Annotated in this window: 20 protein-coding genes; 10 read left to right on the top strand and 10 right to left on the bottom strand. The window is 38.8% G+C overall.

The features are described 5' to 3' along the window. The 3 genes from C8P64_RS06910 to C8P64_RS06900 all read left to right on the top strand — a co-directional run bounded on the left by C8P64_RS06910 (position 1) and on the right by C8P64_RS06900 (position 4,634). The gene (locus C8P64_RS06910) at positions 1 to 912 is read left to right on the top strand and encodes a PorP/SprF family type IX secretion system membrane protein (protein WP_108171354.1); all 912 of its coding nucleotides are present in this window, start codon (positions 1 to 3) and stop codon (positions 910 to 912) included. Positions 913 to 929: 17 nt separating this feature from the next. Continuing rightward, a complete protein-coding gene (locus tag C8P64_RS06905; RefSeq protein WP_108171353.1) occupies positions 930 to 2,789 on the top strand; it encodes an OmpA family protein in 1,860 nt (619 codons plus the stop codon). 387 nt (positions 2,790 to 3,176) lie between these two features. After that, the gene (locus tag C8P64_RS06900; protein WP_108171352.1) at positions 3,177 to 4,634 is read left to right on the top strand and encodes a S41 family peptidase; all 1,458 of its coding nucleotides are present in this window, start codon (positions 3,177 to 3,179) and stop codon (positions 4,632 to 4,634) included. A gap of 213 nt (positions 4,635 to 4,847) precedes the next feature. Here the strand turns inward: C8P64_RS06900 and C8P64_RS06895 are convergent, their stop codons facing one another. The 5 genes from C8P64_RS06895 to pyrR all read right to left on the bottom strand — a co-directional run bounded on the left by C8P64_RS06895 (position 4,848) and on the right by pyrR (position 8,341). Beyond that, a complete protein-coding gene (locus tag C8P64_RS06895) occupies positions 4,848 to 5,354 on the bottom strand; it encodes a CAP domain-containing protein (RefSeq protein WP_108171351.1) in 507 nt (168 codons plus the stop codon). Positions 5,355 to 5,529: 175 nt separating this feature from the next. After that, a complete protein-coding gene (locus tag C8P64_RS06890) occupies positions 5,530 to 6,438 on the bottom strand; it encodes a ribonuclease Z (protein ID WP_108171350.1) in 909 nt (302 codons plus the stop codon). Between the two features lie 34 nt (positions 6,439 to 6,472). Beyond that, positions 6,473 to 6,805 (bottom strand): ribonuclease Z, encoded by a 333-nt coding sequence (locus C8P64_RS06885; protein WP_108171349.1) that lies wholly within the window; start codon positions 6,803 to 6,805, stop codon positions 6,473 to 6,475. Between the two features lie 56 nt (positions 6,806 to 6,861). Then, positions 6,862 to 7,794, bottom strand: a complete 933-nt coding sequence (locus tag C8P64_RS06880) for an aspartate carbamoyltransferase catalytic subunit (RefSeq protein ID WP_108171348.1) — start codon at positions 7,792 to 7,794, stop codon at positions 6,862 to 6,864. Positions 7,795 to 7,801: 7 nt separating this feature from the next. Beyond that, the gene (gene pyrR, locus C8P64_RS06875; protein WP_108171347.1) at positions 7,802 to 8,341 is read right to left on the bottom strand and encodes a bifunctional pyr operon transcriptional regulator/uracil phosphoribosyltransferase PyrR; all 540 of its coding nucleotides are present in this window, start codon (positions 8,339 to 8,341) and stop codon (positions 7,802 to 7,804) included. A gap of 178 nt (positions 8,342 to 8,519) precedes the next feature. Here pyrR and C8P64_RS06870 point away from each other — a divergent pair, with 178 nt between their 5' ends. Further along, the gene (locus tag C8P64_RS06870; protein ID WP_108171346.1) at positions 8,520 to 9,116 is read left to right on the top strand and encodes a hypothetical protein; all 597 of its coding nucleotides are present in this window, start codon (positions 8,520 to 8,522) and stop codon (positions 9,114 to 9,116) included. A 9-nt stretch (positions 9,117 to 9,125) separates the two neighbouring features. Here the strand turns inward: C8P64_RS06870 and C8P64_RS06865 are convergent, their stop codons facing one another. Further along, positions 9,126 to 10,115, bottom strand: coding sequence for an alpha/beta hydrolase (locus C8P64_RS06865; RefSeq protein WP_108171345.1), 990 nt, complete (start codon positions 10,113 to 10,115; stop codon positions 9,126 to 9,128). A 180-nt stretch (positions 10,116 to 10,295) separates the two neighbouring features. Here C8P64_RS06865 and C8P64_RS06860 point away from each other — a divergent pair, with 180 nt between their 5' ends. Together C8P64_RS06860 and C8P64_RS06855 are read left to right on the top strand one after the other, a co-directional pair. Continuing rightward, positions 10,296 to 12,668, top strand: coding sequence for an alpha-L-rhamnosidase-related protein (locus tag C8P64_RS06860; protein WP_108171344.1), 2,373 nt, complete (start codon positions 10,296 to 10,298; stop codon positions 12,666 to 12,668). Positions 12,669 to 12,752: 84 nt separating this feature from the next. Further along, positions 12,753 to 13,667: an alpha/beta fold hydrolase gene (locus tag C8P64_RS06855; RefSeq protein WP_108171343.1), complete on the top strand. Its 915-nt coding sequence runs from the start codon at positions 12,753 to 12,755 to the stop codon at positions 13,665 to 13,667. 78 nt (positions 13,668 to 13,745) lie between these two features. Here the strand turns inward: C8P64_RS06855 and rpsA are convergent, their stop codons facing one another. From rpsA to lon, 3 genes are all read right to left on the bottom strand, one after another. Next, positions 13,746 to 15,596 carry a 30S ribosomal protein S1 gene (rpsA, locus tag C8P64_RS06850; RefSeq protein WP_108171342.1) on the bottom strand — a complete coding sequence of 617 codons (1,851 nt, stop codon included), beginning with the start codon at positions 15,594 to 15,596 and terminating at the stop codon, positions 13,746 to 13,748. Positions 15,597 to 15,800: 204 nt separating this feature from the next. Beyond that, a complete protein-coding gene (gene cmk, locus C8P64_RS06845) occupies positions 15,801 to 16,502 on the bottom strand; it encodes a (d)CMP kinase (protein ID WP_108171341.1) in 702 nt (233 codons plus the stop codon). 86 nt (positions 16,503 to 16,588) lie between these two features. Continuing rightward, positions 16,589 to 19,039 carry an endopeptidase La gene (gene lon, locus C8P64_RS06840; RefSeq protein WP_108171340.1) on the bottom strand — a complete coding sequence of 817 codons (2,451 nt, stop codon included), beginning with the start codon at positions 19,037 to 19,039 and terminating at the stop codon, positions 16,589 to 16,591. 210 nt (positions 19,040 to 19,249) lie between these two features. Between lon and C8P64_RS06835 the strand changes: the two genes are divergently transcribed. Genes C8P64_RS06835 through C8P64_RS06820 form a run of 4 tightly spaced genes read left to right on the top strand, consistent with a single transcriptional unit; the run spans position 19,250 to position 22,210 of the window. Beyond that, a complete protein-coding gene (locus tag C8P64_RS06835; protein ID WP_108171339.1) occupies positions 19,250 to 19,810 on the top strand; it encodes an RNA polymerase sigma factor in 561 nt (186 codons plus the stop codon). Then, positions 19,800 to 20,360, top strand: a complete 561-nt coding sequence (locus tag C8P64_RS06830; protein WP_108171338.1) for a hypothetical protein — start codon at positions 19,800 to 19,802, stop codon at positions 20,358 to 20,360. Before C8P64_RS06835 ends, C8P64_RS06830 begins: the two co-directional genes overlap by 11 nt. Beyond that, entirely contained in the window at positions 20,341 to 21,456 is a 1,116-nt protein-coding gene (locus tag C8P64_RS06825) for a DUF4097 family beta strand repeat-containing protein (RefSeq protein ID WP_108171337.1), read from the top strand. The genes C8P64_RS06830 and C8P64_RS06825 overlap by 20 nt, the downstream gene beginning before the upstream one ends. Positions 21,457 to 21,487: 31 nt before the next feature. Beyond that, complete coding sequence (locus tag C8P64_RS06820; protein ID WP_108171336.1) at positions 21,488 to 22,210, top strand: head GIN domain-containing protein; 723 nt, start codon at positions 21,488 to 21,490, stop codon at positions 22,208 to 22,210. Positions 22,211 to 22,255: 45 nt separating this feature from the next. On the opposite strand, the gene C8P64_RS06815 is transcribed toward C8P64_RS06820, so the two are convergent. After that, positions 22,256 to 23,581, bottom strand: coding sequence for an MFS transporter (locus C8P64_RS06815; protein ID WP_108171335.1), 1,326 nt, complete (start codon positions 23,579 to 23,581; stop codon positions 22,256 to 22,258). Positions 23,582 to 23,626: the final 45 nt, after the last annotated feature.

Raw genomic sequence — 23,626 nt, 5'->3', positions numbered from 1 at the left:
ATGAAAAAAATATCTTTAATCATAGTGATCTTGTTTGTGAGCTTTTCAGGCTTTTCACAACAGCTCCCTCAGTTTACACAATATATGTATAACACGATCTCTATAAACCCTGCTTATGCAGGAAGTAGAGACGGATTTTCAACCATAGGACTTCACCGAAGCCAGTGGGCAGATCTCGAAGGTGCACCAACCACCCAGACCCTTTCACTACACTCACCATTGAGAAATGATAAGGTAGGTTTAGGACTTTCAGTAATTAACGATAATGCCGGGTATGAAAATTATACCTACGCATACGGAGATTTCTCTTACCGCCTGGACCTTAGTGCAGATGTAACCTTACGTCTGGGACTTAAAGCCGGGATGAGTTATTACAACCTCGATGAGGAACTACTTAATGATCCGGGGGTGGCTAACGATCCATTCTTCCAGGATAGCTTTAATCGCTGGACGCCAAATTTTGGAGTGGGATTCTATCTTTCTGCCCAGAACTGGTATATAGGTGGTTCGGTTCCTAAGATCATTAATAATGACAACAACGAGTCTAATGAATATATGGCCCTGGAACAGGTGCATTACTACCTAACCGGTGGATATGTATTTGATCTAACCGATATGATCAAATTGAGACCTTCTACCCTATTCAAAGCAACTCAGGGTGTGCCGTTATCTGTAGATATTTCTGCTACCACGATCTTTAATGAAAAATTCTACCTGGGTGCGAACTACAGGATAGATGATGCGATAGGTGGATTTTTAGACATCCAGTTATTTGATGGGTTCAGAGCAGGTTATGCTTATGAATATCCAATTTCGAATATAAGCCCGTATACTTCCGGTACACATGAAGTGCTGCTTATATATGAATTCAGATTTAAAAATACCAGATATAAATCCCCCCGATTCTTTTAACCTAAAGTCCTGTTGATATGAAAAATATATACTTTTTATTGCTGATAGCACTTTCCTGTACCTTTAGCGTACAGGCCCAAAGTGGTAAACAAAAAAAGGCCGATAGACTCTATAATGATTTCGCTTATCTGGAGGCTACCGAGGTCTATAAAGAACTAATTGAAAGGGATTATAAGGTTTCTTACAATTCCAGGAAATTAGGAGATACCTATATGATGCTTAGAAGCCCGGAGAATGCTGTGCATTATTATGGCGACATTATTGAAGACACCTCAGTTTCCCCGGAATATTTTTACAAGTATGCCCAGGCGCTGCGCGGAGTCAAAAGATATGATGAATCGAGACAATGGTTAAGAAAGTATCTTGAAAGCGGCAGGGAATCTGAAGAGATCCAGGCTATGCTGAACAAAAACGATTATAAAAGCAAGGCAACTTATAAATTAAAATCATCTGATTTTAATTCTGAAGTAAGTGACTTTGGAGTTTTTGTAAAGGATGACCAGGTTTACTTCGTTTCTGCAAGGGCTCAGGATACAGATGTAAAGGACAAGACATACAGCTGGAATGGGGAACCTTTTCTGGATATTTATGTACTGGATAAAACATCGGGAACTGTTACTCCTATAGAAGGTGAGATCAACACTAAATTACATGATGGACCTGTGGCTATAAGCCCTGATGGAAATACCATCTATTTTACAAGAAATAATTACCTGAACAATAAAGAAGGTAAGCGCGATAAGGAAAAGACCAATCACCTTAAATTATATTCAGCTACTAATTCTGAGAACGGATGGGCTGAAGTAAAAGAACTAAGCTTTAACAATAATGAATACTCTGTAGGACATCCATCCCTATCCCCTGACGGAAAGACATTATATTTCACCTCAGACATGCCGAATGGTTTTGGAGGTACAGATCTTTACAAAGTGTCGGTAGACGAAAACGGAAATTTCGGAACACCTGAAAATTTAGGAGAACCGGTAAATACCGAGTTCGATGAAACCTTTCCATTTATGGATACAGACGGAGTTTTATACTTCTCGTCAAACGGGCACGCGGGATTAGGCCTTTTCGATATTTTCAAATTTGAAAATGGAGAAGTTGATAATTTAGGTGAACCTGTAAACAGCAGCATGGATGATTTTGCTTATTTCCAGGTTGCCGATTCTAAAGAAGGTTTTATTTCTACCAATCGTGATGGCGGGAGTGATGATATTTATATATTCAATAAATTAAATCCGCTAATCCTGAAGGGTCAGGTAACCGATGCCGTAAATGGAAATCCGATTCCTCAGGCCACGGTTAGATTACTGGACAAGGATGATAACCAGATCGCCTTCCTGGAAACAGATGCCGATGGTTATTACGAAACCGAGATCAATAGAGATATGGTTTTCCCGGTGGAAGCTAAGGAAATAGAATATGAAACCTTTACCGGAGAACTGAGCACTATGGATTCAGACGAGAAGGATGAGATCGTATATGATATAAATTTAGAACCGGTTAAAGATGTGGAGTACCTGGCAGAGATAGATAATATCTATTTTGATTTTGACAAATCCAACATCAGGCCAGATGCGGCGCAGGAACTTGATAAACTTATCACCCTTATGAAAGAGGAATATCCTGAGCTTGTTATCGAAATAGGTTCGCATACAGATCGTAGAGGAAGCAATGCTTATAATGAGAAATTAGCCGAAAGAAGGGCTAAAGCTACTTACGATTATCTTGTGGCCAACGGGATTGCTCCTGAAAGGATCGTAGAATATAAGAGCTTTGGAGAAACAAAACCTGCTATAGACTGCGAGCGTTGTTCAGAGGAAGATCACCAATTGAACAGAAGATCCATGTTCAGTGTTGTAAAAATGGAATAAAGTGCTAACTAACCTGAAGGAAAGGGGCTTTCTGAGGTATATAACTGTTCCCCCTAATATATTTCGGATTATCGGGATATAAACAGTAAACTCTCAGACGGCCTCTTTCTATATTAAAAGGTAAAATTATAACCTGATCGAATTTTGGGGTAAAATAAAACAAGTCGAAAAGTAAAACAGATCAATTTTGATCGACCCCAACAGATCGATTGAATAGAAAAAGGTTCAGCCTCTAGCCTGAACCTTTTTCGCTTTTATACAATTCACTCAAGCTTCAGTATTCTTATTCATAATCGTCAGCATTTTAACAATTTATGGCACAGTTCCTGAGCTATAAATGAAAAAATTGCTGAACCTACAGTTTATAGCTGTTACTAAAAGAAAAATATGAAGTTGAGATTACTAGCCAGCCTGTGTCTGGCCACACTTACCTTTATCTCCTGCACCAAAGATGAAGATATCATAGAAAATGAAAATTCAGGAACTGAAACTTCTTCCGAAAATTCGGAAATAGAAGTAGAAAGTTTTGTCTACAGGGGTCTTAATGAATTTTATCTCTATAAATCGAGAGTCCCCGAACTGGCAGATAATTATTTCCAGTCCTCTAACGCAAAAACGGAGTTCCTGGCTAGCGCCTCTTCACCTGAAAGTCTTTTTGATGATCTCACCGCGACTATAGATCGGTTCAGCTTTATCTCAGATGATTACAATGACCTGGAAGACAGGTTCGATGGGGTTAGCGGTGCTACCGGGATCAAATTTGGAATCGGCCGGATATCGGGCACAAATAATATCTTCGGAATAATTCGCTATGTACTTCCGGGTACTTCTGCTGAAAAAGCTGGTCTGAAACGTGGAAATGTCTTTACTGAGATCAACGGAGAAAAATTAACTTCTGCCAATTTTTCAAATCTGATAGAACAATCCAGTTATACTATCAATGTAGGAACCGTTGAAAACGGACAGATCATTCTAACAGATGAAGAAGTTGAATTAACAGACGATAATTACACTGAGAATCCTGTTTATATATCAAAGGTTATAGAGACCGGAGGACGAAAAGTAGCCTACTTAATGTATAACAGTTTTATCGCAGATTTTGATGATGAACTGAATAATGCTTTTGCCGATTTTAAAGCTGCTGGCGTTACAGATCTTATCCTGGACCTTCGATATAACGGTGGAGGTTCTGTTGAATCTGCCAAGGATCTTTCCAGTATGATCACCGGGCAGTTCAAAGACGAAGTGTTCATTAAAGAACAATGGAACGAAAAATACCAGAACTTCTATGAAAGGCAAAATCCGGAAGCGCTCATAAACAGGTTTGACGACAGGCTAAGAACCGGAGAGCAGATAAATAGCCTTAATTTATCTGAAGTATATGTTTTAACCTCCAGTTCCAGTGCCTCTGCCAGTGAGTTAATCATCAACGGACTGGATCCTTACATTAATGTGGTGCAGGTAGGTGATAAGACGGTTGGTAAATTTCAGGCATCGGTGACGCTTTATGATAGTGAGGACTTTTCTAAAGATAACCTGAACGAAAATCACAATTATGCCCTGCAGCCCCTGGTATTCAAATCCCTGAATTCAGTGGGAAAAACAGATTATATAAATGGCCTCGCGCCAGATATCGAATACGTGGAAAACCTTAACGATTATGGCGTACTTGGAAATGAAGATGAACCACTTTTGAACAAAGCTCTTAACGCGATTCTGGGAAGGTCTCAGGTTTCCAAAGCTCAGGTAGAAAGATTAGATTTCCAGGTGCTGGGTGAAAGCGGCATGAATGAACCAGGTTATAGAAAAATGTATATAGATAGAATACCACTTATCAAAAACTAGTTTACTCCAATCATCATAAGAAAAAAGCTCAGGAAAAATCCTGAGCTTTTTTTAATGTATGAAGAAGTCTTAAAAAGATTTAAATCCTATTAAAATTTTCAAAAGGAGAATCTGTAAAGCAATTTTCAGAATTTAATTATTAAGCATAAAAAAAAGGGTCAGCCTCTAGCCTGAACCCTTTTTCGATTTGGGGGGAAAACAAACTTTACTTTTCTATTTCTTTATAAAGATATTCGTGAAATAATTTTTACCATTTTCATCTTGTCTAACCGAGATACCGAAGTGAGTATATCCTCCTTCAACATTCTCCCTGTGACCTTTACTCTTCAACCAGGCATTTACAACCGCACCAGATGTTTTGTAACCAAAACCTACATTCTCTGCCACTGCCTTCGCTCCTACTTTATTCATTAGCTCTGAAGCTCTCAAAGAAAAATTATCGTGGCTTACCACTCCTTCTTCGATCATGTACATGTTATGATCTTCAGACTCTATAGAAAGTTCTGCTAACGGTCTAAGCTGATTTAATCCCAGAGCCTTTCTGTATAAATTCAATTCATCCAGAATTTCAACTTCTATAGTATTGTATTGATATTCTACCTTCTCAGTTACAACCTGATCATAAGCAGTAACATCATCTTGCAGACTATCTTTTGAACATGATGTAAGAAACAGAGTACAAAAAATTAAAGTCAATCCTGTAAATGTAATTTTCTTCATAGGTTCATGTATTAGAATCAGGGAAGATAAATGTACATTTTTAATCGACTAAATACACTTCAAGCTTAAAATAATACTAAATTTGAGTGAATTTTAACATATTTTGTAGGAATTTACAGTCGAAATACTGAATGTCAATCGATTAAGTGCCTGTAAAACGTTAAGAGGAGATGTGTTATTCAACGATAATTTCCTTTCCGTCATCGGCTAAAATGATGTCCGGAAAAATAGTAGATGCCTCGATCCTGAATAACTCGATATCTGCATATCTGGTTGAATAATGTCCCAGGATCAATTTCTCAACCTCCGCTAATTTGGCGATCGTAGCTGCCTGTTTGGCTGTTGAATGTTTGGTTGGTTGAGCCAGATCGGCTTTATCCTCAAGGAAAGTAGATTCATGATAAAGAACTGTGGCCTTTTTTATCAAAGGAACAATTTCCGGGTCGAACACGGTATCACTGCAATAGGCATATGATTTTGGCGGCGGTGGATCTGCCGTCACTAAATGATTGGGAATAAGCTTACCGTCTTCAGACATTACGTCCTTTCCTTTTTTAAGGCTTTTAAAAAGACTGAAATCAATATTATAGGTTTCCGCCTTATCGATAAGCAACTTCCTGTCGCCTTCTTTCTCTTTAAATAAAAAACCATTCGTATAAACCCTATGCTTGAGTGGAATTGTAGTTACAGTTACGGTTGAATTCTCTAAGATCAATTCGGGTTCTTTAGAAGTAAGCTCATGAAAGATAAGCGGGAAATTTGTCCAGGAATTGGCCAGCTTTAATTGCAGGGTAATGATTTCCTTGATTCCTTTAGGTCCGTAAATATGAAGTTCAGTTTCCCGGTTCAATAACCTGAAGGTACTTACAAGTCCTACCAGGCCATAAAAATGATCGCCATGAAGGTGAGAAATAAAAATGTGCTTTATTTTCGAAAATTTGATCTTATTTCTACGCAACTGTACCTGGGTACCCTCACCACAATCTATAAGAAAATGATTGTTTAGTATTTCTAGAACCTGTGAGGTGGGATTGGTAAAACTTCGTGGGGTAGCTGCATAACAGCCAAGAATATTGATCTTCATTCGATCTGATTTTTCAATTTATGCAGCGCCTGGATCAAAATCCAAGATCTCTCTGGATCTCGTCCATCTGTATCATGTCTTCAGCTTCCTGAAGCGTAGGCACTACTACCAGCTCCTCAGGCAGATCATCGATGCCAACAGCATCTGTCACCAGGACAAAGCTTTTATTGTCATTCCTGTGCACATTAGAAAGCTCCAGAAATGCCAGCAATTCTTTAGAATCAAGATTTTTGGCCTTATCCAGGTCTACCACGACATTCTCATCTTTAAAATCTGAATGATGTTTGGTAAGTTCTGAAGCAAAATTGGTTAGATCACCGCCTTCGTTCTCTATCAGTAAAAAGTTCTCTTTTTTGGTAGTTTTCATAATCAAATTCTAATTTCATTCCGACTTAAAAAAGGACATTTACATATTTGCCTTTTCTATTGTTTGATCTTTGACGCTAAAAGATAGATGACCGCCATCCTGATGGCCACTCCATTTTGAACCTGGTCAAGGATGATCGCATGTTCAGAGTCTGCAATATCGCTGGTGATCTCCACTCCCCTGTTAATTGGTCCGGGGTGCATGATCACGATTTCCTTGTTAAGGCTTTCCAGTAATTTCTTATTAAGTCCAAACTGTTTTACATACTCGCGCGTGCTCGGGAAATAACTAATATCCATACGTTCATTCTGTACCCTAAGCATATTGGCGACATCACACCATTCTAAAGCAGCTTTCAGGTTGGTCTCCACTTCTACTCCTAAAGATTCAATATGTTTAGGCAATAGCGTTTTTGGCCCACAAACTTTAACCTGTGCTCCCTGTAACTTCAACGCGAAGATATTAGACAAAGCCACCCGGCTATGCAGAATATCACCCACGATGACAACTTTCTTTCCCTTAACTTCTCCCAGTCTCTCTCTTATAGAATACGAATCCAGTAATGCCTGCGTAGGATGCTCGTGTGCGCCGTCACCTGCATTAATGATACTTGCATTTACATGTTTAGAAAGGAAGATACCCGCTCCTGGATTTGGGTGACGCATAACCACCATATCCACTTTCATGGACAGGATGTTGTTTACAGTATCTATGAGGGTTTCTCCTTTTTTAACTGAAGATGAGGCCGCAGAGAAATTTATGACATCGGCGCTAAGGCGCTTTTCGGCAAGTTCAAAAGATAATCTGGTCCTGGTGCTGTTTTCAAAGAAAAGATTAGCAATGGTAATATCTCTTAAAGAAGGTACTTTCTTAATGGGGCGGTTAATTACTTCTTTAAAATGATCGGCTGTTTTGAAGATAAGCTCTATATCTTCAGGTTTAAGATATTTAATACCCAGTAAGTGATCTACACTTAATTCGCTGCTCATTTCTTAGCTATTTTGATATTAGATAAACGGCGTCTTCTCCATCATTCTCTACCCAGCTTACCTTGACTTTTTCTTCATTTATGGCGTCTACCTGCCGGCCATTATAATCTGGCTGAATAGGCAGATGTCTGCTAAACCTCCTGTCGATCAAACTTAAAAGCTCGATCTCCTTAGGTCTTCCAAAAGACTGAATTGCTGTTAAAGCCGCGCGTATACTGCGCCCGGTATATAACACATCGTCTATAAAGACCACGCGTTTATCTTCAACTATAAAATCTATTTTGGTCTTATTGGCTTCGAGTGGTTTCTCTCCTCTTCTAAAATCATCCCTGTAAAAAGTAATATCCAGCTGACCCATTTTTATTGAATCAAGCCCGTATTCTTCTTTCAGTATTTTTTCGATTCTGTTGGCTACATATATACCCCTTGGCTGGATTCCTACTAGAACGGTTTCCTTGAAGTCTGTATGTTTTTCTACTAACTGACAGGCCAAACGATGTAGAATGATATTGAGTTGGTTAGAGTCTAGTAGTACTTTACGGCTCATAAGACTATTTGTAGATTGCAACAAAAGTAATGTTTTTTTTGGATTGAATAATATACTGTGGGGTATCTTATAAATTTATAATCCTGCCTGGATTAAGGAGGATTTTCGTAAATTCTAGTGTATTAAGAGACCTCAAGCTATCCAGATCTGCGATTAATTAATACTAAACTCCAGGATCATGTACAATAGCAAAGAAATAAGATGGTTTTACAAAACAGAACCTGAAAGCATTCGAAACTGGTTCGAAGAAAATGGATATATTTTCGAAAATACCGAGGCTCGAACCGATTATTACCTCCCTCTGAAAGACAAAAATGATCTCAGCATCAAGCTTAGAGAAAATAATATTGAAGTAAAACAACGCACCGGTCGGTCTGAAAATGCAGATCTAACGGATAGTATACAGGGTTATTTCGAAGATTATACCAAATGGAGCTTCTCCTCTGCCGAGGACGATTCGCTTTTCCATGAAATTACAGAAAAAGAAAAATTCAGCTGGCTACCCGTAAAAAAGGAACGCATCGGGTTCAAACTAAAAAAGGATGATCACGATAAAATTGTTCGAGTAGCTCTGGAAGAATTTCCGCCTTATGGCTGCCAGTTAGAATATACCAGGGTAAAGGTAAAAGATGAGATCTGGTATAGCTTTGCATTGGAATGGTTTGGGGACCAGGAACTGGAATTCGATCTTTCAATCCTTGATGAAATAATTGGAGAGCATAAACTCGAAGCATCAGACTCAATGGGGTATGCTGAATTTCTCAATAAGTTTTAAATTTCAACTCTATCTCTTAGCTCCTATTCTTTTTAAAAAGTCAAGGATCTCTTTTTCCACGATCTGGGTATCCTTGCTTTTTATATCGCTACCAATAAAGTGCGTTCCCGGAGTTTTTAAAGGGATCAATGATTTAAGTGAATCTGGGGTTGAGAATAACTTATGAGCATCTTCATAGACACTTACTTCCACATGCTGATCTTCTTCAATAAAGTTCTTATGATAATAAAGCGTTAGCACCGGCACTTCGATATTTTTAAAGGTTTCAAGAAGCATGGTTGTTTCAACCAGAACCTGAAGGTCTACCAGAGCCCTGGAAGGATAAATCGTATCCCAGTATTGCTTTGCGATCTCCTGTTCGTGCTCGATCTTTTTATTTTTTCCAAAAGAAATTAGATCGGCAATTTCGTAACCCCAGTTAGTGTTCAATACAAAAGTACCCGGCTGATCATCTTCCATATTAGGCGATAAGTTCACTAGGGCAAAGATCTTATCTGGATACGTAGCCGCTAATTTTAATGCCAGCGTCCCTCCGGTAGAAGTACTCATGATAATGACCTTTTCCCCTATCTTATTACCAATTGCTAAAGCTTCCTTCGCAGATTCCCAGGCATTCTCCCCATTAAAATTATTAAGCGAAGCAGGGGGTATTAATCCATGGCCGGCCCATCTGGCCATGTAAAGATTGGCATTCAGGGAGTCGGCAATATTTTTATTTACCGGGTAACCATCCCGGTAACTGCCGGCAAATCCATGCAGATAAACAATGCTGTATTCTGTTTTTTCAGGGCCGTTTTGCCAGACGATCCTGGCCTGATTATCCTCACGAACAGGCAGGGAATCTTCAGCCTTGATGACATATTCCTCAAGTTCCCGAAGATCTGAAGGCAGTTCCTTGAAAGTATTCGAATAATCCGGTTTTGAGGGAACAGGACCTGAGAAGTAGGTGATTATCAAAACCACTATAAAGAATAGAAGAACCCAGTATCTTTTTTTCATGCTCAATGATAAGAATTATTTCAGGCAGTAAAAGCCAAACTATTGTGAAAACCTTTAAAAGCCCATTCCGTAAAAGAAATCCTTATTTTCTAATTCTATTCTGATTGTAGCAGATTTAGAGATAGTTAAGGACGACCAGATAATTTCTGTAGATTTACTAATAACTCCAAGAGTTGAATTATGAAAAGAACCATACTACTTATAATTTTTCTAGGTTTCTTTACCGGTTATTCCCAGAACACCCCGGTAATATTTGAAATTCTAAAAGAAAGCCCGGCTATAAAAGGAAAGACAGAATACCTTGACTCCCCTTTCGTCACCGCCGGAAACAGGTCATACCTGGTGGGACATCAGGATGGCAGTTTTCCTGAAATTGGCTGGCATATAAAAGGTGAAATGGGCGGACTCTGGAATCACCCTATAAAACTTCTGGATGGTTTCGAAGCTGAAATTATTTCTGATAGTGACACCATAACTCTGGATAAGGCAATCTCTTTTACCAACTATCCGGTAGCTGGAAAACAGGATTTCGAACTAAAAGGCCTGGGAATAGAAATCGAGCGTTGGCAATTTATACCTGATGACATTCAGGGAGCCGTAGTTCAGTATAAAATTCAGAATAATGCAAAGGAACTAAAGGAGCTACAATTTGTATTTAAAGCTTTTTCAGATCTCAGGCCTACCTGGCTTGGAGAAAGAACGGGAATGAAAGATGCTGTAGATAAAGCTTTATTCAATACTAATGAAGCGTACTGGGTGTACAAGGATAGTGTTAACCCATGGAGCCTGGTATACCGGGCAGACAAAGAAGCTAATGCCTACGATAGCTTTTCTTCAAAATATCAGGGACTGGGAAAAGGAACCTCTCTTACTTATAATTTAACTATCCCAGCCAATTTTTCTGAAACCATTACTTTTTTTATTGCCGGATCTTATAATTCGGTTTCAGAAAGCTTAAAGAATTTTCGCCATTTGGAGAAGGACCTGGAAAAAGAGATCATTGAGAAAAGAGATCATTATGCCAAATTAGCGGCCAAGTCTAAATTATCTATTCCAGATAAACGATTGGAGCAAACCTTTGAATGGCTTAAATATAATTCGGCCTGGCTGGTACAGGAGGTTCCTGAAATTGGCACTGGTATAACAGCAGGAATACCAGATTATCCATGGTGGTTTGGCGTGGATAGTGAATATGCGCTGCAGGGATATATGGCTATAGGCCAAACTGAACCTGTATATAATACTATCAGCTTGATAGATAGCGTTTCTAATGCCGTGAATGGCAATGGCAGGATCATTCACGAAATGTCCACCAATGGTGTGGTATTCAATAAAGGAAACATCAATGAAACTCCTCAATACGCTTCTCTGATCTGGGAAGTTTATAAATGGAACGGGGATAAAGAATTTTTGAGAAAATATTTCCCCACCATCGAGAAAGGCCTGAATTGGCTTATGACCGAAAAAGATGCGAATGCTAATTTATTTCCTGACGGCTTCGGAATGATGGAGATACACGGCCTGGATAGCGAAATGATAGATGTTGCTGTTTATACTCAAAAAGCTTTTGACGATGCCTCAAAAATAGCTTCGGAATTGGGACAGGATCAATTAAGTATAGAGTATTCTAAACTTGCTGCAGAGCTAAAAGAAAAGATCAATACAGAATTCTGGTCTGAAGAATTTGGTTCTTATGCCGATTTTATTGGAACCGATGATCAGGCATTAAGGCTGGTTGAGGATGCAATAGTTCGCGCCGACACTTTAGATAAACCCTGGTCTGTAAAAGAACTGCAGCAACTAAAAGAACATATTATTAAAAACCCTTCTGAGAAATCCCGTCCTTTTGTGCTTCATCATAATTGGGTGGTGAACACTCCAATGGAAATGAACATTGCAGATCCAGATAAGGCCAAAGTAGCTTTAAAAACTGCTGAAAAATATACCAATCCCTTTGGTGTATTTGTAACCGGAATAGATCGGGATGAAACTGCCGGAACAGAAGAAACCTCTTTTAAAGGCAGCGAAGTTTTTTCGTATACAGGAGCAGTGATGACTCTTCCCACTGGGGTTTTGGCTATTGCTGAAAATAATTATGGCAATCCCGATAAGGCGCTGGATTATTTAAAAAGAATGAGCAAGACCTTCAGCTATGCCCTGCCGGGAAGTATGTATGAAGTTTCCCCAGATTATGGGATGATCACACAGGCCTGGAATATTTACAGTTATGCGATCCCTATCATTCAGCAGTTTTTTGGGATTCAACCCATGGCTTCTAAGAAAAAGATCACCATTATACCCCAGTTTCCATCAGAGTGGAATTATGCCTCCTTAGAAAATGTAAGCGTTGGCCCTAATAGCATCTCGATACATTATAAAAAAGTAAACGGGAAGTTGAATTTAGAAATTGAACAGGAAAAAGAAGGATGGGAAATTGAAGTGATTTTGCCTGAACAGGATTATAGAATTTCAGGAGGTAAAAAAGAGGTAGATAAAGGGAAAATTCGAATAATAACTGGTTCTTCAAACTTGAAAATAGAACAACAGAACTAAATTCAGAAATAATAGCTTTTCTACCAGGTGTAACAAAATATACGGTATAGCGTCTTTGCAAGAATCACTAATCATTTTGAACCAATGAAAAAATTAATTCTTGTAACAATGCTTATCGTTATAAGCTATTCAGCAATAGCTGAAGAGAAAAAGGTCATTACCACAGATGGGGTTGAACTTTTTGTGAAAATTGAAGGTAAAGGTACTCCCTGCTTATATATCCATGGCGGCCCGGGTTCGGGAAGTTACTGGTTCGAAAAATTCTTTGGAGATTTTATGGAAGAGCACTTTACCATGATCTATCTGGATCAACGAGGTGTTGGAAGATCTGGGAGTCCCGAAAACAAAGATTACAGTATAGAAAGAATGAGCCTCGATTTTGAAGAGGTCAGGAAATCTCTTGGATTTGAAGACTGGCTTACTATTGGCCATTCTTTTGGTGGAATCTTACAAATGGGTTATGCCGAAAAATTTCCTGAAGCGCAGAAAGGAATGATGATGATTAACTGCACTCTATATTTAAATGAAAGCTTTTGCGAAAGCTGGGCTCCAAAAGCCTCTGAATTCTTAGGTGAAAATTATATTGGATGCGCTAATGACAGCCTTCCAATGATGGAAAGAATGAATAAACTGGGTTCTAAATTGAGAGAAAAAGATATTTTCTGGAAAATGGCGTATTCAAAAAAAGAAAACGAAGAAATTATGAATTCCACCTGGGGTCAAGTTGAAAACTGGAATTATGATTTTGGAAATGCCGCTCTATCTTATGAAGCTTACTGGCAAAACTTTTTAGATAATACAGTTAAGATAGATATACCCGTATTATTCTTTTATGGTTCATCCGATTGGATGGTAGGCCCGGAACATTATAAAAACGTAAAGTTTACAAATATGCTTTTATGGGAAAGTGAAGTTGGCCATGTGCCATTTCTTGAAAATACCAATGATTTAAAGAAGGCAATTAAAACGTTTAAAATTAAATATCGCTTCGAAAGTTAAGTTCATTTCTCAAATTAATAAATAAAAAACCTCCTTAGTTGCCTAAGGAGGTTTTTACTTTATAAATATCAGGAAAGATTAACCTTTACCTTCCATTTTGTCTTTCAACGCTTGAAGATCAGCATTAACATCACCAATTGTAGTGGTGTTGTCTTTGTTTTGCGCAGCCGATTTCTTAGCAGCTTGCTTAACAATCTTTTGCTCTTCTTCTTTGTGAATTACCATGTGAGAAGCTACCACTCTCTTGAATTCTTTGTTGAATTCAATGATCTGGAATTCTGCTTCTTCACCTTTCTTCAATTTGCTTCCGTCTTCTTTTTCAAGATGTCTTTGCGGTACAAATGCAGTGATATCCTCGTTAAAGTCGATAGTAGCACCTTTGTCTACGATCTCAGTGATCTCTGCAGTGTGCTTGGTTCCAACTCCAAAGTCTTTTTCATATTTATCCCAAGGGTTATCCTCGATCTGCTTATGTCCAAGAGAAAGTTTTCTACCTTCAACATCTAGTTCAAGAACTACAACTTCAAGCTCATCACCTACGTTAGTAAATTCTGATGGGTGCTTGATCTTCTTAGTCCAGGAAAGATCTGAGATATAGATAAGACCATCGATTCCTTCTTCTAACTCTACGAATACTCCGAAGTTAGTGAAGTTACGAACGATACCTTTATGTCTAGAACCTACAGGGTACTTAGAAGTGATATCTGTCCATGGGTCTTGAGTCAATTGCTTGATACCAAGAGACATTTTTCTATCATCTCTGTCTAAAGTAAGGATCTGTGCTTCTACCTCATCACCAACATTTACGAAATCCTGAGCTGAACGCAAGTGCGTGCTCCAAGACATTTCAGAAACGTGGATAAGACCTTCAACACCTTCAGCAACTTCGATAAATGCACCGTAATCTGCGATCACAACTACTTTACCTTTTACTTTGTCACCTACTTTAAGATCTTCGCTTAGTGCATCCCATGGGTGCTGACTAAGTTGCTTAAGACCTAACTGAATTCTAGACTTAGACTCATCAAAGTCAAGGATTACTACGTTAAGTTTTTGATCAAGTTCAACGATCTCATTTGGATGGTTGATTCTAGACCAGCTAAGATCTGTAATGTGTACAAGTCCGTCAACACCTCCAAGATCAACGAATACACCGTAAGAAGTAATGTTCTTAACAGTACCTTCAAGTACCTGACCTTTTTCAAGCTGACCGATAATTTCTTTCTTCTGCTCTTCGATATCTGCTTCGATAAGCGCTTTGTGAGAAACTACAACGTTCTTGAATTCATGGTTGATCTTAACCACTTTGAATTCCATGTTCTTACCTACGTAAGCATCGTAATCTCTAATTGGCTTCACATCGATCTGTGAACCTGGTAAGAAAGCTTCGATACCAAATACGTCTACGATCATACCACCTTTAGTACGGCATTTGATAAACCCGTTTACTACTAGGCTCTCATCGTGAGCTTTGTTCACACGCTCCCAAGCTTTGATCACTCTCGCCTTACGGTGAGAAAGAATAAGCTGTCCAGTTGCGTCTTCACGAACATCGATTAATACCTCAACATCATCTCCTTCTTTAAGATCTGGATTGTAACGGAATTCGTTAAGAGAAATAACCCCTTCACTCTTCGCGTTTATATCGATAATTGCATCACGATCTGTAATATTAATTACTTTTCCTGTTACAACTTCATCATCTAAAGTGTCAACGAAATTTTCTTCAACCAGCTTTTCAAATTCTTCTAGCTTCTCATCGTCGATAGGATCGATTCCTTCTTCGTAATTGTGCCAGTTGAATTCTTCTAGGAATTTTTCAGGATTTGTGTGCTGAACTTCAGCTTCAGGTTGAGAATCGTTAGCGATTCCTGCTACTTCCTGTACCTCAAGATCCTGGGTTTCTTTGTTTTTGTTTTCTTCAGCCATTACTGACTTTTAATTTGTATTCTGAGTTTCTTCGGAAATCTTTCAGCAAAACAGAAACTACAGAAGTTGTTTATAGTTTTGATTTTCAACCCTTTTTGGATTTCCGGTATTCTGCCAAAAAGGAGTGCAAAAATACGTAACTAAACAAAAATCCGCAACTAATATTGAAATTAATTGCGGATGTTTTAGAATAATAATTTTAGCTTAGGAATTGACCTCAGCTATTTTGTCTTTGGCGATCTTCAAGATCTTCTCAAATTGCTCTTCCAGACCCAGGTTGGAATTGTCAAATTCTATGGCATCATCTGCCTTAATAAGCGGAGAATCCTCCCGGGTGGAATCCATATAATCCCGATCTTTCACATTCTTAAGTACATCCTCGAAATTTATATCGTCACCTCTATCCTTAAGCTCATCATATCTTCTCTGCGCTCTTGTTTCTGTAGACGCCGTCATAAATATTTTAAGTTCGGCATCTGGAAATACTACCGTCCCAATATCACGGCCATCCATCACCACTCCTTTATTTTCACCCATTTCCTGCTGCTGTTCAACAAGCTTCTTTCTAACCTGTGGTATCGCTGAAACTTTGCTTACCTGTTGCGAAACTTCCAGGTATCTTATTTCTTTTTCTACATTTTCATTATTCAAATACATTTCTCCGTACCCGAGGTCTTCATTGAATTCGAAATGTAAATTGATGAAAGGTAAATGTCTTATGATCGCTTCCTCATCGATATTATCTTCAGACACAAAAATCTTTCTCATCATATAAAGAGTTACCGCCCTGTACATTGCGCCGGTATCTACATAAACGTAGCCTAACTCTTTGGCCAGTCTTTTAGCCACGGTACTCTTTCCCGTTGAAGAAAAACCATCTATCGCAATCGTAATCTTTTTTTCCATTTATTTCTATTTCTTCTGCAAAGGTAAATTTTTATAAAAGTTATAAAGTAAATTCATAAAAAAGCCCCTGATTCGGGGCTTTCTTTTTATAACTCTTTAGGGTTCTTAACCTTCTCATCGGTAATGGCGATATCTATCACCTCACTCATATCTTTCACATAATGAAAGGTTAGACCTTTGATATACTCTTCTTTGATCTCCTCGATATCCCTTTTGTTGTCCTCGCAAAGAATGATCTCTTTGATCCTTGCTCTTTTAGCGGCAAGTATCTTTTCCTTGATTCCTCCAACAGGCAATACTTTTCCTCTTAAAGTTATCTCACCGGTCATGGCGATGCTTTTCTTAACCTTTTTCTGCGTGAAAAGAGATACTAAAGAGGTTAGCATCGTGATACCTGCACTAGGACCATCTTTTGGAGTAGCTCCTTCAGGCACGTGGATATGCACATTATATTTTTCAAAGATCGAAGGATCTAAACCAAGCTCGGTCGCATTGGATTTAATATATTCCATCGCGATCGTAGCCGATTCTTTCATCACTTTACCAAGGTTCCCGGTAATATTCAAGTTACCCTTACCCTTAGAAAGAATAGATTCTATAAAGAGAATATCACCACCAACACTGGTCCAGGCCAATCCTGTAACTACACCGGCAACATCATTATTCTCATACTTATCTCTTTCCATTCTAGGGCTACCCAGGATCTCGATAATATCTTCATCTGTGATCTTCACATTGTACTCCTCCTCCATCGCGATATTCTTGGCCGCATATCTTACAACTTTCGCGATCTGTTTCTCCAATGCTCTCACACCAGATTCACGGGTATAGCCCTCAACGATCTTTTCAAGTTGTTTTTTACCTATCTTTAAATGTTCGGTATTTAAGCCGTGCTCTTTAAGCTGTTTAGGTAATAGGTGTCTTTTCGCGATCTGTACTTTCTCCTCGATGGTATACCCTGTAACATTAATGATCTCCATACGATCTCTCAATGCAGGCTGAATTGTACTTAAAGAGTTACAGGTAGCGATGAACATCACCTTGGAAAGGTCAAACCCCATTTCCAGGAAGTTATCGTGAAATTCTGAATTTTGCTCAGGATCCAGCACCTCCAGTAAAGCTGAAGATGGATCTCCGGCATTACCCATGCTTAATTTATCGATCTCATCCAATACGAAAACAGGGTTACTGGTTCCGGCTTTTTTCAAACTCTGGATGATCCTACCCGGCATCGCACCAATATAGGTCTTTCTATGTCCTCTAATCTCTGCTTCGTCACGAAGACCACCAAGGGAGATCCTTACATATTCTCTACCTAAAGCTTCGGCTACAGATCTACCCAGGGAAGTCTTACCAACTCCGGGAGGCCCATATAAGCAAAGAATCGGAGATTTCATATCATTTCTAAGCTTTAGTACAGCCAGATATTCAATGATCCTTTTCTTAACATCGTCCAGGCCGTAATGATCCCTGTCCAGAATTCGCTTAGCTCTTTTTAGATCGAATTTATCTTTACTGAACTCGTTCCATGGAAGATCAAGGAACAGGTCAAGGTAATTTCTTTGAATCGAATATTCCGCCACCTGGGGATTCATTCGCTGCATCTTGGCAAGCTCTTTCTCAAAATGTTCCTGTACAGCCTCACCCCACTTCTTATCTCTTGCACGCTCACGCATCTCTACGATCTCGCCTTCATGAGAAACACCTCCAAGTTCTTCCTGGATGGTTTTCATTTGCTGATGAAGGAAGTATTCACGCTGCTGCTGGCTCATGTCACTCTGTACCTTGCTCTGAATATCATTCTTGAGCTCCAGTTTCTGATTCTCTGTATTCATATGTTTCAGAGTTGCCAGCGCACGTTCTTTAAGATCATTCATTTCCAGCAAATTCTGCTTTTCTTCCACCGTTAGGTTCATGTTAGAAGAAACAAAATTGATCAGGAAAGAATCACTTTCAATGTTTTTGATCGCAAAAGAAGCTTCAGAAGGAATATTCGGGCTACCCTTGATGATCTGCAAGGCAAGATCCTTAATAGAATCGATAATTGCAGAAAACTCGGCATTGCCTTTTTCCGGTCTGTTATCTGGAACTTCGGTGATCGTTGCGTTCATGTAAGGTTGCTCTGTAACCACTTCGGTGATCTGGAAACGCTTTTTCCCCTGAATGATCACGGTAGTATTTCCATCAGGCATTTTTAATACCCTAAGGATTCTAGCTACTACACCAACCTTATTAATATCCTTGGAAGTAGGATTTTCTACTTCTTCATCTTTTTGAGAGACCACACCAATGATCTTACTACCGTTATTCGCTTCATTAATCAGCTTGATAGAAGCATCGCGACCAGCGGTAATAGGTATAACCACTCCGGGAAACAATACGGTATTCCTTAGTGGAAGTATTGGTAGTGTTTCGGGCAGATTCTCTTTATTTATTTCCTCTTCATCTTCAGGTGTCATTAAAGGGATTAATTCTGCATCTTCATCAATACCCTGCAGTGACAAACTGTCAATATTACCAAACTTTGTTTTCGCCATAATTATATTTAAGTCAAACTGTCACCAAAATCAATTTTCACTAATTTTGAGAAGTTATTTAAAAGCCCTGATAAATAAGGCTTTCAGAATTATTTTAGATTTTCTAATTCAATTATTCAATTCCTATGCCACGCTTTATTGAAAATTTTTATTTCAAAAGTGTAACAATTCAAGAATACCTCCATCTTTATTACAGAAACCAAGTTTTAATTGACACCAACCATCACACATATTAAAGACCTGGTAGAGCGTTGTCGTCAAGGCGACCAGCGCGCTCAAATGGAAATTTATGATCGTTATTACAAAGCGATGTATAACACTGCTTATCGTATAACGGGTCATTCGGCTGAAGCTGAAGATATCATGCAGGAAGCTTTTTTAAGCGCCTTCACTAAGATCGACAGTTTTAAGGAAACTTCCACCTTCGGGGCCTGGCTAAAGCGAATTGTAGTGAACGAAAGTATCACAGCTTATAACAAGATCGCAAAACTAGGGGAAGTAAGCTACAATGACGAGTTAAAAAATGAAGCAGATAGTGGTGGTATCGCTTTGGATGAAGATGATAAAAACAACAAGAAAGTTCGTATGATCCTTAATAAGATCAAGTCTCTTAAAGAGAATTACAGGCTTGGTTTAACCTTGCATCTTATTGAAGGATACGACTATGAAGAAATCTGTGAAATAATGAATATTTCTTACGCCAATTGCCGAACGATGATCTCCAGGGCAAAAGAAAGCTTAAGAAAAAAATTAGAGGATCATGAAAAATAATGACTTTGATAGCCTTTTTGAGGACCTGAACTTCGATATCGAAGAGCCACATACGGGCCATAAAGAGCGCTTTTTCAAAAAGCTGGATGATAAATTCGAGGCTCCAACGCAGAAAGGTAAAGTACGCAGCTTATGGGGTCCTATCCTTGGTATAGCCGCCAGTTTTTTACTAGCATTCTTCCTTTTGGGTGAATTCGTTATACCTAACAGTTCAGCAAAAGGTTCAGACCTGGCCAGTATTTCCCCTGAAATGAAACAAACTCAGGAGTTCTATACCAGTGTTATAAGGAAGGAATTAAATGCCCTGAATGCTGAAAAGTCCCCGGAAACAGAAGCCATTATTAATGATGCTCTTATACAAATGGAAAAACTGGAGAAAAATTACGAGAGCCTTAAAGAAGACCTCGTAACAAGTGGAAAAGATAACAGGGTTATCTATGCGATGATCCAGAATTTCCAGCAAAGAATAGACCTTTTAAACAACGTTTTGACCCAGATCGAAAACATTAAAACACTAAAGAACCAAAATCATGAAGACAATATTATCTAGTATCTTATTTTTAATGGTGCTGGCCCCTGGCCTCCCTCATTTCGAATCTTTTGAAGGAAAGAATTACACCGAGGTCTCTGAACTTACGGGAAAGCACACCAAAGAAAAAAAGATCAAAGAGGAATTCAAGGTAAGTGCCAGTTCCAACCTGAACATCGACAACAGTTACGGAAATGTTGATATCACTACCTGGGACCAGAACCGCGTTGTTATTGAAGTGATCATAAAAACCAACGGAAACGACGAAGAAGTGGTCATGAAGAAACTTGAAGAAATCAATGTTGAGTTTAACCAGAGTTCTTCAGGAGTTTCTGCTAAAACACATTTTTCTAAAAATGAAAAATCATGGTGGAAACAGATTTTTGATGGTTCAGACAATGTGAATATGGAGGTGAACTATATAGTTAGAGCTCCGGAAGGTAACAACCTGGGCATCAGCAATGATTATGGAGGGATCTATATAGATAAGACCACAGGAAATACCAGCATCAATTGCGATTACGGAAAACTGGATCTTGGCGAATTACGAGGAAACTCCAATGCCCTTACATTTGACTATACCCGTAACAGTAAGATAGACTACGTGACCAATGCGACTATAAATGCAGATTATTCAGATTACGAGATCATGGAGGCAGAAAACCTTGTGATAACTGCAGATTATTCTCAATCCAAAATTGGAAAAGTATCTAAATTAGAATTCAATTGCGATTATGGGAATGTAGATATCGATAAGGTAAAAGTGCTTATAGGTAACGGCGATTATCTTACCACCAGGATCAACAGGATCTTTACATCTGCAGACATTAACCTGGATTACGGTTCCCTGTCTGTGGAGAAAGTGATCAAAGGTGCGAAAAGCATCAATATAGACACCGATTATGCCGGAGTGAAAATAGGTTACGACAACGAAATGAGTTTTAATTTTGATGTAAAGACTTCTTATGGCTCCATTAATGGATTGGAATCCCTTGATGTAAAAAAGAAAGAAAATAAGACCACCAGCAACTATGCATCAGGCTCCTATGGATCTGGAGGCGGATCACAAATAAATGTTAGAACCAGTTACGGTAGCGTAAAATTCAATAAAAATTAATCATCAAAAAACGTATTAAACAACCAAAATCATGAAAAAAGCACTTTTATTAATAGGTATATGTTTCTTATCATTCTCCTGCGTCAACGCGCAATGGAACGGTAAAAAAGTTAAAGGAAACGGAGAAATGGTAACTAAGACCAGGTCTACAGATTCTTATGACGAAATTAAACTGGTAGGCTCGATGAATGTAAAGCTGGTAAGCGGTTCTGAAGGCAGTATTCAGGTAGCAGCTGAAAGCAACCTGCAGGAATATATTATTACCGAGGTAAATAACGGTACTCTTAAAATATCTACTGAAGACGGCTTTAACCTGGCTCCTAAAAAAGAAATTTTGGTCACTGTTCCTTTTGAAAGCCTAAACCATATTTCTGTAACCGGTTCAGGAGACATCTGGACGCAGGATAAGATCAACGCCAAGAAAATGGAAGTGCAGGTAACCGGATCTGGAGACATAAAACTGGATCTTTCTGCTGAAACTATTGAAGGAAAAATTACCGGATCTGGTGATATTCAACTTAGAGGTAATAGCAGGAATTTTGAATGTAACGTAACCGGAAGTGGCGATTTCGATGCTTACGAACTAAAAGCAGATATTGTAACAGCCAGTGTTTCAGGTTCGGGAGATATTATGGTATACGCCTCAAATTCTCTGAAAGCATCTGTTTCAGGATCTGGAGATATTGTTTACAAGGGGAACCCGGAAAGACAGGATTTCAACACCAATGGATCAGGAAGCATTTCTTCCCATTAATACTCCGAATGAAAATATTCAAACCTGCCCAACGGCAGGTTTTTTTTATGCCTCTACCCTAAGTTTTGGAACCCGCATCAAAAGGATCACCCCGGCGATAAAGAAAACCACGAGGAACAGTATCGCATTTCTCACGCTTCCTGTATGCTGAGCCACGAAACCATATAATGACATTCCTATAACGATTCCAATTTTTTCAGATACATCATAAAAACTGAAATAACTGGCAGTATCAAGGGCATTTTCTGGTAACATCTTGGAATATGTAGATCTGGAAAGAGACTGTATCCCTCCCATTACTAATCCTACCGATGCCGCCGCTACATAAAACTGCACCGGAGTGGTAATAAAATAAGCATATCCACAAATGGAGATCCAGATAAGATTGATAAAAATGAGAATCTTGACATCTCCAAATTTGATTGCCAGCCTGGAAGTTAAAGTAGCTCCGGCTACAGCCACCAATTGTATCAATAATATACTCACGATAAGGCCGGTTGTAGGATCCTGGTCTCCCCATTCCAGTTCTTCGATTCCAAAGTAAGTAGCGATAAGCATAATGGTTTGCACCGCCATGCTGTAGACGAAAAACGCCAATAAATAACGTTTCAGGGATTTATTACGTTTAATAGATCTCCATATCCCATTCAACTCTCGGAAACCGTTCAATAGAACATGCCTGGTAAACCTGGCTTTTTTATTTCCTTTAGGCAGGTAGTAATACGTATACTGGCTAAAGCCGATCCACCAGATCCCGGTTAAAACGAAAGATAGGCGCGTTGGCAGGCCTTCATCTTCAAAACCGAACCAGTCATATTTAAGGATCATTAGCAGGCATAGAATCAAAAGAATAACGCTACCGATATACCCTAGAGAAAATCCCTTTGCACTTGCCTTATCCTGTTGTTCCGGGAAAGCTATATCTGGCAAATATGAATTATAAAATACAAGGCTGGACCAGAAGCCGATTAGTGCAAGGAAGTAGCATAATAATCCAAACCATAAATATTCCAAATCGAACCAGAATAGACCAATACAGGAAACAGCACCCAGGTAACAAAAGAACTTTAAGAAGTTCTTCTTATTTCCTATATAATCGGCAATTCCAGATAGAAAAGGGCTAAGGAAACTAACAACCAGAAAAGCAGCAGCGGTAACGTAACTTATAAGTGAATCATTATTAAAATCGAAGCCGAGAAATCGTACCGTATCACTTAACTTATTTCCATCACTGTCCTTTACAATGGTAAGGGCTCCATAAAAAATTGGAAAAATGGCCGAAGAAATGACCAGACTATAAACAGAGTTGGCCCAATCATAAAAAGCCCAGGCATGAATAAGCTTTTTACTTCCTTTTGGTAATTGCTTCATGCTCTAAAAATAGAAAAAGCCACCGAATATGGTGGCTTTTCATTT

The organism is Christiangramia gaetbulicola (assembly GCF_003054225.1).
GTDB classification, from domain to species: domain Bacteria; phylum Bacteroidota; class Bacteroidia; order Flavobacteriales; family Flavobacteriaceae; genus Christiangramia; species Christiangramia gaetbulicola.
Note: the sequence above shows the minus strand (reverse complement) of the source record. Positions and strands in the feature narration are given on the sequence as shown.